The 12,640-nt window shown below is 35.2% G+C and carries 11 protein-coding genes; 8 read left to right on the forward strand and 3 right to left on the reverse strand.

The annotated features are described in order from the left end of the window. The first annotated feature begins 206 nt into the window (after window positions 1-206). Window positions 207-1,247, forward strand: a complete 1,041-nt coding sequence (locus tag ACFQZ9_RS21920) for a TDT family transporter (protein ID WP_498945397.1) — start codon at window positions 207-209, stop codon at window positions 1,245-1,247. A 99-nt stretch (window positions 1,248-1,346) separates the two neighbouring features. Here ACFQZ9_RS21920 and ACFQZ9_RS21925 read toward each other — a convergent pair whose 3' ends face one another. From ACFQZ9_RS21925 to ACFQZ9_RS21935, 3 genes are read right to left on the reverse strand one after another with little or no spacing between them, the layout of a single operon-like run. Further along, window positions 1,347-2,168: a carbohydrate ABC transporter permease gene (locus ACFQZ9_RS21925; RefSeq protein WP_498945398.1), complete on the reverse strand. Its 822-nt coding sequence runs from the start codon at window positions 2,166-2,168 to the stop codon at window positions 1,347-1,349. Beyond that, window positions 2,140-3,108 (reverse strand): carbohydrate ABC transporter permease, encoded by a 969-nt coding sequence (locus ACFQZ9_RS21930; RefSeq protein WP_498945399.1) that lies wholly within the window; start codon window positions 3,106-3,108, stop codon window positions 2,140-2,142. The genes ACFQZ9_RS21925 and ACFQZ9_RS21930 overlap by 29 nt, the downstream gene beginning before the upstream one ends. 45 nt (window positions 3,109-3,153) lie before the next feature. After that, window positions 3,154-4,461 carry an ABC transporter substrate-binding protein gene (locus ACFQZ9_RS21935; RefSeq protein WP_498945400.1) on the reverse strand — a complete coding sequence of 436 codons (1,308 nt, stop codon included), beginning with the start codon at window positions 4,459-4,461 and terminating at the stop codon, window positions 3,154-3,156. Between the two features lie 310 nt (window positions 4,462-4,771). Between ACFQZ9_RS21935 and ACFQZ9_RS21940 the strand changes: the two genes are divergently transcribed. From ACFQZ9_RS21940 to ACFQZ9_RS21970, 7 genes are all read left to right on the forward strand, one after another. Next, on the forward strand, window positions 4,772-6,070 hold the full coding sequence (locus tag ACFQZ9_RS21940) for an alpha-L-fucosidase (protein ID WP_498945402.1): 1,299 nt from the start codon (window positions 4,772-4,774) through the stop codon (window positions 6,068-6,070). 179 nt (window positions 6,071-6,249) lie between these two features. After that, window positions 6,250-7,929, forward strand: coding sequence for a sensor histidine kinase (locus ACFQZ9_RS21945; protein ID WP_498945403.1), 1,680 nt, complete (start codon window positions 6,250-6,252; stop codon window positions 7,927-7,929). Beyond that, window positions 7,922-9,421 (forward strand): response regulator, encoded by a 1,500-nt coding sequence (locus ACFQZ9_RS21950; RefSeq protein WP_498945404.1) that lies wholly within the window; start codon window positions 7,922-7,924, stop codon window positions 9,419-9,421. Before ACFQZ9_RS21945 ends, ACFQZ9_RS21950 begins: the two co-directional genes overlap by 8 nt. 18 nt (window positions 9,422-9,439) lie before the next feature. Next, window positions 9,440-10,276, forward strand: a complete 837-nt coding sequence (locus ACFQZ9_RS21955) for an amidohydrolase family protein (protein WP_498945405.1) — start codon at window positions 9,440-9,442, stop codon at window positions 10,274-10,276. Window positions 10,277-10,303: 27 nt separating this feature from the next. Next, complete coding sequence (locus tag ACFQZ9_RS21960) at window positions 10,304-11,104, forward strand: SDR family NAD(P)-dependent oxidoreductase (RefSeq protein ID WP_498945406.1); 801 nt, start codon at window positions 10,304-10,306, stop codon at window positions 11,102-11,104. Between the two features lie 17 nt (window positions 11,105-11,121). Beyond that, window positions 11,122-11,496 (forward strand): UxaA family hydrolase, encoded by a 375-nt coding sequence (locus tag ACFQZ9_RS21965; RefSeq protein ID WP_498945407.1) that lies wholly within the window; start codon window positions 11,122-11,124, stop codon window positions 11,494-11,496. Beyond that, window positions 11,454-12,614 (forward strand): UxaA family hydrolase, encoded by a 1,161-nt coding sequence (locus tag ACFQZ9_RS21970; RefSeq protein ID WP_498945408.1) that lies wholly within the window; start codon window positions 11,454-11,456, stop codon window positions 12,612-12,614. Before ACFQZ9_RS21965 ends, ACFQZ9_RS21970 begins: the two co-directional genes overlap by 43 nt. Window positions 12,615-12,640 lie beyond the last annotated feature (26 nt).

Genomic DNA, 12,640 nt, shown 5'->3' on the forward strand with positions numbered 1-12,640 from the left:
CCTAAAACTATCCTACCACATTTTTCATGCTGACTAAATTCCAAACCCAGCGTTCCATCATATTTAAATAAAATCCATTGAGCAATTAAAAAATCAATCTATAAATGTTACAATTAGGTGAACTTATAAATATTTCTAAGGTGATAATAGTGTTATATTTTTTTATTTTTATCCTTCTGTGCACAAGCCTTATTGGATTTTTTCTTTTGAAAAAAATATATGTCCCTACATCGACAATGGCAGCTGTTATGTCGCTTGGAATTATCACACAGGGAGTACTTTCTAACTTTTTCGGAATTCATTCCCTTGAAAAAATTCTCAGTGTCATCAATTTCGCTTTATGGAGCTCTTTTTCCTTTTCTATCCTCATGACTTTTTTTAACAAAAAGTTTAGGGAAATCCATTATTCCAATCCAATCAATCGGTTTGGAATCGGGACATGGGTGGCGGGGACCTCAATTTGTACAATTTTAATAGCAAAGCAGTTTACCGAATGGGCACTAATTGCCAAAATCATATCCTATTTTAATTTTGGCCTTTGGTTTTTTTATGTCCTCATATGCATTCAAGCATTTTTCGAATTAAATAGCAAAAGGCTCAACGAAAAAGTTCACGGCATCCTGCTCTTAACGACCGTCAGTACACAATCCTTAGTGCTTGTCATGAGTTCCGTTTACAAAAAGATACCCATCACCGTTGACCATTTCTTTATCCTACTCGGGTTGTGCTTCTATTTAATTAGTGCGGTTATCATCGTGAAGCGTTACCTTATGAAATCGTCCTCGTGGTCGATTGAAAAGGACTGGAATAACACCAATTGTATTCTCCATGGTGCTTTGTCCATCACGGGTCTTGCTTGTATTCGATCTCAATCAGTAAATGAACAGGTAATCATCGCGATATGGCTATGTGTAGCCACTATTTTTGTAATTGTTGAGTCGATCGAAATCTATCGAATGTATAAGCGAATGAAATCCTTGGGGTTAAAAAAGGCAATCTTTATTTATGATCTAAGCCAGTGGAGCAGGGTTTTTACGTTTGGTATGTTTTTTACTTTCACATACATGCTAGCTCCTGGCTTGTCTGCGCTATCCGCCATTCAAAAAATAATTATTACGATTGGTATTTGGGCTGTTCCATGCCTGCTCATCTTAGAGGTATGCCTTTGTGCGAACTACATCCTTCAGTTCAATAAAAAGTATCAAAAACAATATAAACAGGATAGCCAGTTGAATGCTCCATTTTAATTGGTATTGAAAAAGGATTGGGTTTATTACCCAATCCCTTTTCAATATATGGATTATCGAAGAAAATTTTATGTTCCAACACGATTCTCAATGGAAAAACTACCCCTTAACTGAACCAGATCCAAGACCCTTTTCGATTTTTTCTTGGAAGAAAAGGTAAACGATAATTGTAGGAATAATGGTGATAAAAATACTAGCAAAAGTTGGGCCCATTTGAGAAGATCCCATTTTCCCAACAAACGTAAGTAATCCCATTGAGATGTTATACATGTTATGATTATTAATAAAGAGAACATTCCACACAAGGTCATTGTAAATACTAAAAAAGGCTAGAATACCAGAAGTAGAAATAGCTGGCATGGTTAAAGGTGCTAGAATTTGAAAAAGTAAACGAAAGGGACCGCATCCATCCATTATGGCAGACTCGTCTAATTCCCTTGGAATACCTTTCATATAACCAGTTATTAAGAATATAGTTAAAGGAAGTTCAAAAACGGCATAAAGGATAATCATGACAATATAGTTATTAAATCCGTTAATAGCTGTAATGATTCGTGAAATCGGGATTAACATAGAAAAAACAGGGATCATTAACCCAAGAGTAAAATATAAGTAAATAGGGGTATTTAGCCTAAATTTAAGACGTGCAAGCGGATAGGAGGAAAGCAATCCTAAAACTAAAGCCAGAAATGTTCCACCAGTCGCATATATTAGAGAATTAAGAATTGCGATATGAATATTCGCAGATTTAAAGGCTACAATAAAATTTTCAAACCTCCAGTGACTTGGTAAAGCTAAAATTTCATTATAGATTCCATCATTATCTTTAAAGGAAGAGATAAAATTAAAGAAAAGTGGATAAAGAAAAACAATGGAACAAAGAATGGAGAAACTATAAATAAATATTTTGCTTTTTTTCATTTTTCCCACCTGTCCTTCTTGTAATCACCCTTTTGGAAGTAGATTTCCCTTGAAATAGACGATTAAGAATAATTGTAGAGATCAGAGCCGTTACTACAATAAAGGTTGCAATGGCATTTCCACCACCAAAATTGTTATAGACAAAAGATTGATTATATAGCAATGTGGTTGGTACTTCCGTTGCCCCGTTTGGCCCTCCTCCAGTCATAACGTATACCTGGGCAAAAACCCGAATTGATTGGGTAATTGCTAGAATGGAAAAAATTTTAAAAACTTCCTTCATTAATGGAATGGTAATGTAAAAAACCTTTTGAAAACCACTGGCTCCATCTATGGTAGCGGCTTCGTAAATTTCTTCAGGTATTGAAACCATTCCGCTTGCAAAGATGATCATATTTAAGCCTAGAAAAATCCACGCATTGACAGCAACTACTGAATAGATGGCAAGATGAGGATCCCCTAACCAATCTTTAGCAAGATTATCTAATCCAATAGAAATAAGAATGTTATTAATAAGCCCCCCTTTTCCTTTAAGTAGAAACTGCCATAATAACCCCAATGCGGTTAATGGAAGAATAGAAGGAATAAAATAGGTGATTCGAAAAAAACGACGCCCCTTTAATTTAGAAGTTATAATTAAAGCAAGTATAAAGCCGCCAGGCATAATAAGCACAAAGGATCCAATTATAAAAACTAGGACGTTTTTTAATGATCGATAGAATGCTTCGTCTTGAAAGAGAAGAATAAAATTGTTTAAGCCATTAAAAATAAATGGTGATGATTTTATTCCATTCCAAGTAAAGAATGATAGATAAAAAGTTTGAAAAATGGGCAAAATAAAAAATATAGAGTATAGAATAAGCGATGGAACTAAAAATAGAAGAATTAAAAAGGACTGTTTTTTAATAAAAATTTTTAAACCCTCCTTTAGTTTGGTCACTTTGATACCGCCCTTTATTAGAAAGGACGGTATCAACGAATGGATTTATTTCAGATTATCCGAGAATTTTTGGATGTTTTCAGCTGCCTTTTTAGCACTATTTCCTGCAAACATCCCCTGTATTTCATTTCTTAATTTATCTTGGAATTGTGGACGTGGATCGTAGGCTGTGATTTCCATATCAAATTCGGTAGCCGATTTTAATGCATCAGTATAAGCTTGTGTTACTGGATCTACTTTTGCTGAACCCATATCCATTTTCACAGGATAAACACCGCCACCTGATTTTTCAAAGTAGTACTTAAAGGCATCTACGGAAGTCAAATATTTAAGTAATTTAATGGCTGCATCTCGTTTAGCCCCTTTTGTTTCCTTGAAAACAGAGAATCCTCCAGCACCACCATGCCAAATATTTTGGTTATTTGGCTGGTCTTTAAAGCCAGGGAATGGAATAATACCGATATTATCTGCAATGCTTGATTCAGCAAGGGATGAGATTCCCCAGCTTCCTTGGAACAGCATTGCACTCTTGCCGCTTGTAAAGGCTGAAACTGCTTCATTATCGTCTGTAGTAACAATATTGTCGCCAAACACTCCAAGATCCGCCCACTGTTTCATAATTTTAAAAATCTCAAGCATATCTCGATCGGTATATTTGGCTTTTCCACTTATTAAATCTTCAGTTTTTTGCAAACCAAATTTTTTTAAGGCAAGATTACTGATTAAATGTCCGCCGCGGAAGTTTTCCTTATCTCCCATTCTTTGCAGAACGATTCCTTCTTTAGCAAATTTCTCTTGTAATCTTGGTATATCCTCTACATATTTTGGCGGTTCCTCACCAATCTTTTTAAAGAGATCTTTATTGTAGAACATGGCAATACTGTAAAACTCAGACGGTACACCATAGACACCTGGAAGGTCATCATATTTCCATGTATCAAACAAAGGTAAAAAGGCACCGGACCATTCTTTATCGTCATTAAGATATTTAGTTAAATCTAAAGCAATATTTTGAGCATATTCTTTAAAAGCCTGACCACCATAATTAGTCCAGATATCTGGTACGTTTCCAGTTGCAACAGATGTTTTAAATTTGTTATTAAATGCTGCTTCATCGTTTAACGATTCGTCTACTACCTTTATAGTGGGATTTTCTTTCATGAATTTGTTTAAAAGCTCTTTAAAAGCTTTTGACTCAGGATCATCTCCGCCAAATCTCGATAAAATACGAATTGTTGTAGTTTTAGAATCCTTAGTTTCCTCGTTGCTTGTTTTATCTGCCGAGCTGCAGCCGGATAAAACAATTGTTAATAATAATAGGAAAACAATTAAGGAAGTAAGCGTTTTCTTCAAATGATTCAAGCCCCCTTTTCGAATTTAATCAAAGTATAGATGAATCCTAAAATTTGTAACATGGAGAAATTTTACGTGTGGTATAAATTTTTTACTATTTTGAATATTGCGGAACGTGATTTGATGCAAAATGCCAATAACAATATAATATTAAAGTAAGTGATTATTGAAATTTATAAAGTATATCTATTAATAATATTTTATTAAAATAATAAATTGAATATTCATAACATGATTTTCGCTTCATTGACAATCACTCAAATGGATTGGTAAGGTGTTGGTATTATCAAAAAAAGGTAAGGTGGTAAATTTGAAAAATATAGATTGGCCACAGAATTATGGCGACCCTTCCTGGTTTTTGCATGACCGATTTGGTATGTTTATTCATTTTGGGTTATATACACTGCCATCTAGACATGAGTGGGTAATGACAAGAGAACAAATTCACCCTGAAAAATACAAAAAATATTTTCACCTTTTTAATCCAGAATCCAATTGTCCAGATGAATGGGCATTAAAGGCTGAACAGGCAGGAATGAAATATGTAGTCTTAACCACGAAGCACCATGAAGGCTTTGTATTGTGGGATTCCCAATATACAGATTATAAGGTAACCAATACACCTTATGGCAAAGATCTTTTAAAAGAATTTGTAGATGCTTTTAGAAAACGAGGTTTAAAAATAGGATTCTATTATTCATTGATTGATTGGTATCATCCTCATTTTACAATAGACGGGCTTCACCCACTTAGAGAGGATCGACCTGAAGAATTGAATCAAAGGGATTTTTCGAAATATGCCGCCTATTTACATAATCAAGTAGAGGAGTTATTAACCGGTTATGGTAAAATTGATTACTTATGGTTCGACTTTTCATATCCTGATAGGGATTGGGGATGGTCTAAAGGAAAAGGTGCTGGTGATTGGAAATCCGAGGAGCTAGAAAAACTTGTTCTTACACTTCAACCCGATATTATTCTGAATAATAGGCTTGACCTACAAAGAGGAATTCAGACACCTGAGCAGTATCAGCCGAAGGCTCCTTTAACTAAAAATGGAAAAATGGTTGTTTGGGAAGCATGTCAAACATTAAATGGGTCGTGGGGGTATGATCGGGATAATCTCAATTGGAAGTCAGAGGAAATGATCATTAAAATGTTAATTGATACGGTTTCAAAGAATGGGAACCTCCTATTAAATATTGGTCCAAACGGAAAAGGAGTTTTTGAAACAAAAGCTGTACAATTGTTGGATTCCCTACAAAACTGGATGAAGAATCATGCCCAGTCCATTTATGGCGCAAGAGAAAGCGGTTTTAAAGCACCCGTTGATTGTCGTTTAACCCAAAAAAGAAAGCGCTTATATATTCATGTTTTTTCATGGCCTTACCGCACTATTCACTTAGAAACAGATGGTAACAAAGTAGAAGTTGAATATGCCCGTTTTATGCATGACCATTCTGAAGTTGAATTTAAAGTTCAAGAAGAGACGGGGGATGGTATTTTTCATCACGATGTACCAATCATTGAATCCGGAGAGATTGTATTTCTATTACCTACTCAAAAACCCGAAACAATTGTCCCAGTCATTGAGGTATTTCTTAAATAGACTCTGTAGATCTGTCAGGCACCGTCGTACGAAGGGGAATTTTGTTGACGGTGCTTTTTTGAAAGCGAGGAAGCAAAATGATTTCCTTCCTAAAAAATTTTAAGCCAATACATTCTTCCATAAATGCGAAATTAACATTTATCCTTTTATGCTTAGTTATTGGATTTTTAGCTTTTTCAATGATCATAACTTATCATATTTCTTCTAAAATTCTTGTTCAAAAAACGATCGATAATACGAATCAAAATTTCCGTTTGATTTCAAATAAATTAGATTTAATCTTCACTGAAACAGAAAAGCTTGCAGAGTTGGTAGTTACGAACTCAATTGTTCAGAAATATTCTTCTTTGCCACTGAATAGTAATTCACTGATTAACTATCAAAATAAGGAAGAGGTAAAAAATGTCTTAAGTGAAATAAAGGGTACAAAAGATTATATTGATGCCATAATTATTTTTGGAAATAACGGCATGGTCTATGATTCAGGGGAAATATCCTTATTGAGCAGGGGGATGCCATATAATTTCACAACTAATTCAGTTCATGCCATCGCATGGAAAGGTGTCTACAAGAGCAATTATACTTTGTACGCAAAGCAACTGGATATTGTATCTTTTTTTCAAAGATATAATTCCGAGAGAACTGCAAGACCACTAGGGCAGATCCAAGTAAGTCTTAAGGAAAGTTGGATTCGTGAACAATATAACTCTGTTGGTTTTGGGAGGAAAGGGAATATTTTCATAATAAATCAACAGGGAGAAATCGTTTCGCATCATCAATCTTCAAAAATCTATCAATCTATAAAAATGCAGCCTTATTTCTCTTGGGTAAAAAAACACCAAGGTGGACACAGGGTTAAGATTGACGGAAAAGAGTTCCTAATTGTTTCACAGCCTTTGCCAAAGTTAAATTGGATCATAATCGGTCTTGTTCCAATTAAGGATATTTTATCTGTAAACCATTCCTTGATGAGGGCATTCCTTGTTATCGGATTTATTGTTATTGCCAGCGTTATAATTATGACTTTATTAATATCTAAGCTTGTAACCAAACCTTTAAAGAAAATAAGCGGTGTGGTTAAAGAAGTGCAAAATGGAAACCTTGATGTTTCGCTGGATATTAATAGTCGTGATGAAATTGGGATGCTTGCTAAAGAGTTCAATAAAATGGTGAGAAGAACAAAAGAACTAATGGAGACAGTGGTAAAAGAGCAGGAAAAAAAACGAAAGTATGCATTAATTAGCGTTCAGTCACAGTTAAACCCCCATTTTTTATATAACACGCTTGAAAATATTTGCGGATTAGCAGAGACAGGGCAAAACAAAGAAGTGATAGAATTAACTCATAAATTGGCGGACTTTTACCGAGGGGTAATTAGTAAAGGAAATCAAATTATTTCAATGGAAGATGAAATGCTCATTTCGAAAAGATATTTAGAAATCCTTAGCATTCGGTTCAAGGAAAAGCTAAAATATAAATTTATTTTCCATCCAGAAATATTTAATTATCAAATTGTGAAACTCTCTTTACAGCCAATAATTGAAAATGCCATCCGCCATAATTTTAAAGATGATGAGGGTACGATTTATATTGAAATTATTGGTGAGAGGAGAGGAAGGAATATCCATATATTAGTAAATGATTATGGGGAGGGAACTTTTGATAAATCGATAGAATCACTCTTAAAAGAAAAAGCTGAAAAGGGAAATATAGGGTTTGGATTATATAGCTGTAGTGAACGTATTAAACAATACTTTGGAGCAAAGTATGGGCTAATTATTCATAACAGTCCTGGAAAGGGAACAACTGTAGAGATCATCATTCCAGCAATTAGTGAAGGGGAAAAGGCATATGTATAAAGTTCTCTTGGTTGATGATGAACCTTTAATAAGGGAAAGATTAAAACACTGTATTGAATGGAGCAGTTTTAACTGCTCCATTATAGGGGAAGCAGAAAATGGCGAAAAGGCGTTGAATTTCATTCAAAACAATTCAGTCGATTTAGCCATCATTGATATAAATATGCCATTAATGGATGGACTAGAGCTCGCAAGGATCCTTCATAATGAACAAAAAAATCTCTTTATTACCTTTTTAACAGGTTATGAAAAGTTTGAATATGCAAAAAGAGCTGTACAATTAGAAGTTTTTGATTATTTATTGAAGCCGGTGCGTGCAGAGGATTTAACCGAAATGCTACAAAAATTCAAGAATAAGAAGGAAACAGAAAATTTAGCCACTACTGTCATAAAGCAGGGAGAATTAAAATCCTACATTTTCTATCATTTATTAAATGGTCCAATTACTGCCATGATAAGCCAAGCCTATCATGATCTTTTTCCTTTACTTAAAGGGAAATCCTGCTGTTTCCTACTTTTGTCTCCTGATGAGCCAATAGAAGTGATAGAACAATTGAAATTAACAAAATTCGTTGTAAATTACTTATCTCCATCATCTGTGTATCCATTCGAATTAAATGATAAAATCTTTCTACCTTTTTTACTTGAGAATGTTAATCCTAATAAGTTGACGCTTCTATTAAAAGAATTATCAACCTATTTTAATACCTCATTTTCCATTGGATTTAGCCCAGAAACAAACAACCTAAAATTATTTGGTGAAATTTTTCAAAAGGCAAAATTTGCATTACATAACCGTTTGACACAAGGTCCGGGGAAAGTTCATTTCTATGCGATTCCAAGTGCAAGCTCGGAAAACATCATTATGGAAAAAATTAATAAACTATCTATTTTTGTAAAGTCGGGAAATGAGGAACTCTCAAAAAATGAACTTGAAAATATATTACATTTATGTAAAGAAAACCAAATTCCCTCAATTAAGTTTTTTAGTTTTATTAAGGAATTGATTAGCAGTATAAGTAAAGGTATTGATGATTTTGAGTTGAAGAAAGATTATTTCATTGAATTAAATCATTTTGAAAAATTTACTGAACAATTCCGTTCAATTGAAGAGATTAAAAATTATTTAATGAATTTACTCATAGAAGCAATTTCAATCTCACAACAATCTCTTTCAGAGTTGAAGTCAATTTCAGTCAAAGCGATTAATTTAATGGAAGAAAGTTTTCGGGACTGTGAAATCGGTCTAAGTTCAATAGCTGATCATTTGCATGTAAATCCATCTTATTTAAGTAGAATTTTCAAGAAGGAAACAGGTACCACGATTATTGAGTATTTGACAAAAATAAGAATGGAGAATGCCAGGCAGCTTCTATTAAATGGTTGTAAAAATATCCAATTTGTAGCCGAAATGACAGGTTATAATGATCCCCATTATTTTAGTAGATGTTTTAAAAAATACTATCAAGTCCCGCCCTCAAGAATGATTTAAGAATGGGAGGAAATATCGATGCTCATCGATTCACACCAACACTTTTGGAAACTGGATAATAAATTCTATCACTGGTTAAGTCCTAAACAAACTGTTTTATATCGTGACTATTGTCCGGAACAATTATTGCCTCATTTAAAAGATCTTCAAATAAACAAAACTATTTTAGTTCAAGCCGCAGACACCGTTTTTGAGACAGATATGCTTTTAAAGATATTTGAAAAGTATGAATTCATTGCAGGAGTCGTTGGTTGGATTGATTTAGAGTCAGAACATTTTGTAGACGTGTATGAAAGATTAAAAAAGCATAGGGGTTTTATTGGAGTTAGACCGATGCTCCAAGATTTGGTGGATGATGATTGGATCCTGCGACCTGCCGTTTTAAAAAATATTGAACAGTTGGTTAAGGATGATTTTCCAATTGATCTATTAATTTTCCCACGGCACCTTCCGGTTATTATTCAGTTATTGGAGTGGTTCCCAGGTTTAAGGGCAGTGATCAATCATATTGCAAAACCTGATATAGGTAAAGAACTTCTTCAGCCTTATGGCGATTATATAGAAAAAGTTGCGAGTTTTCCAAATGTGATGTGTAAATTATCAGGGCTTATTACTCAATCGAAGCAGCCGTTTAACATATCTGATATAAGGCGATATGTTCATCATGTTATTAAAGTTTTTGGAACGGATTCTGTGATGTTCGGCAGTGACTGGCCTGTTTGTTTATTGGCAGGAAGCTATCAAGATGTATATAACGTTCTCCTGGAAGCCTTACCTGCAAATTTATCTTACAAAGAAAAGGAAGCGATATTTGCGGGAAATGCAAACAAATTTTACAAACTAAATTTGCTATAAACACAAAGAACATAGGGGGGAAGAAATTTGAAGCTGCGAAATAAAGTAGCCATAATTACAGGCGGATCAAGTGGGATTGGGGAAGCAACTGCTCAATTATTTGCGTCTCAGGGAGCGAATGTAGTAATTGCCGACCTGAATGAAGAGAAAACAAAACTAGTTATTCAATCATTTAAACAACAGGGATTACAAATTGAAGGGATTGTATGTGACGTTTCAAATGAATTGGATGTTAAACGGCTAATAGATCAAACGATTAAGATCTATGGCAAAATTGATATTTTATTTAATAATGCAGGGTCCATTCTGCCTAAAAAATTACAGGATATAACAATGAAGGAATGGGACTCAGTATTTAACGTAAATGTAAAAAGTATGTTTTTAACCGTAAAATATGCAATGGAGCATCTGAAAAGGAGCAGAGGAAGCATTATTAATATGGCTTCGATGACAGGAGTAGTCGGTCAGCAAAATAATCCTGCTTATTCTGCTACAAAAGGAGCGGTGGTTGCTTTTACAAAAGCAATGGCAATTGATCTTGCACCGAATCAAGTTCGAGTAAATGCCATAAGTCCTGCTGGTGTTTATACACCACTATTGGAAGAATGGATTCAGCGTCATGAGGATCCAGATAAGGCTCGTGAATCCCAGGACCAGTCCCATATGCTAGGGAGAACTGCCACACCAGGAGAAATTGCAAACATAGTATTATTTCTAGCAAGCAATGATTCTTCTTTTATTACAGGTGAAAATATTGTTGCGGATGGCGGAGCAACCATTGGCTATGCTGCTGGACCGAAGCCAGAGTGGAATCATGTATCTAAATAGAAAGGAAGTGCTTTGAATTGACAGAATATTCGTTCGAATCAAATTCCAGCTGCATTGTAATGAGTAGTAAAGATAACGTTGCAACTCTTCTTCGTAATGTGAAACAGGGAGAATCTATTTCAATCATCGTCGCTGGTATTAGCCGGACAATCTTAATGAAAGAGGACGTGAAATTTGGACATAAAGTAGCCATCGAGCCAATCCTAAACGGGGAACATATCGTAAAATACGGGGAATCTATTGGTGCTGCAAACCAATTAATTGAACCAGGGGAACACGTGCACATCCATAATTTAGAGGGAATCAGGGGAAGAGGCGATAATCATTTTGAAAAAGAGGTGGGAAATTTATGGCATTCATCAAAGGCTATCGTAGATCAAACGGAAAAGTAGGGGTTCGAAACCATGTTTTATTAATTCCAACCGTTGTTTGTGCGAATCAGGTAGTAAACAGGATTCAGCAGCAGGTACCAGGAACCGTAGCGATTCCACATCAGCACGGGTGCAGTCAAGTGGGGGAAGATAAGAAACGTACACATCAGGTTCTTGTAGGTATGGGGAAGAATCCAAACGTGGGGGCTGTTTTAATTGTAAGCCTTGGATGTGAAGTGATTAATGCGGAAGAGATTCATAATGAAATTAAGGAAACGGGTAAGCCTGTTATTTGGATTGATATCCAAGAAACAGGGGGGTCTATAAAAACAATTAACAAAGGTGTTGAGGCAGCCCGAAGTTTAGTTGGTCTAGTAACTCAGTATAAACAGGAAGATATTCATATATCCGAGTTAATTGTTGGGGTAAAATGTGGCGCGTCCGATGCAACTTCCGGGTTATGCAGCAACCCTGCATTGGGAAAAGCTTCGGATATAATCACTGGTCTTGGCGGAAGTGTTGTAATGGGAGAAACAACAGAAATCATTGGTGCAGAACATATTTTAGCCAACAAAGCTGTTTCCGATGAAGTTCGAGAGAAACTATTTTTTTGTGTAGAACGGTTTGAAAAGGAAATTGAGCGTATGGGTGTTGATATGCGGGGCGGAAATCCAAGTCCAGGTAATATTGAAGGTGGACTCTCTAGTATCGAAGAAAAATCGCTAGGCTGCATTAGTAAAGCTGGAAACAGTCCGTTAAAGGGTGTGGTAGAGTATGCAGAGCCAATTAAGGGAACAGGTTTCTATTTTATGGATTCTCCTGGAAACGATATTGAATGTGTTTCGGGTATGGCCGCAGCTGGCGTTCATATTGTATGTTTTACGACAGGATTAGGTACACCAACAGGTAACCCAATCGTTCCCGTTATCAAAATTACGGGAAATGAAATAACCGGAAAAAGGATGGAGGATAATATTGACCTCGATACGAGTGCGGTTTTAAGTGGAAAAGAAACCTTAGATACCGCTGGAAAAAGGATTTTTGATGAAATAATGAAAGTAGCATCAGGTTGTTTATCAAAAGCAGAAATACTAGGTCATCAGGAATTTAGTATTAATCGGATTGGAATCAGTTTATAAATGAAACTTGTGTTTCTAAATCATTA

It is taken from the genome of Neobacillus sp. GCM10027624 (assembly GCF_042675345.1).
Taxonomy (GTDB): domain Bacteria; phylum Bacillota; class Bacilli; order Bacillales; family Cytobacillaceae; genus Neobacillus; species Neobacillus cucumis_D.

Coding starts and splice junctions, on each gene's coding strand:
- ACFQZ9_RS21925 (WP_498945398.1), bottom strand. CDS start 2,168: ATGAAAAAAAGCAAAATATTTATTTATAGTTTCTCCATTCTTTGTTCC.
- ACFQZ9_RS21970 (WP_498945408.1), top strand. CDS start 11,454: ATGGCATTCATCAAAGGCTATCGTAGATCAAACGGAAAAGTAGGGGTT.
- ACFQZ9_RS21945 (WP_498945403.1), top strand. CDS start 6,250: ATGATCATAACTTATCATATTTCTTCTAAAATTCTTGTTCAAAAAACG.
- ACFQZ9_RS21955 (WP_498945405.1), top strand. CDS start 9,440: ATGCTCATCGATTCACACCAACACTTTTGGAAACTGGATAATAAATTC.
- ACFQZ9_RS21950 (WP_498945404.1), top strand. CDS start 7,922: ATGTATAAAGTTCTCTTGGTTGATGATGAACCTTTAATAAGGGAAAGA.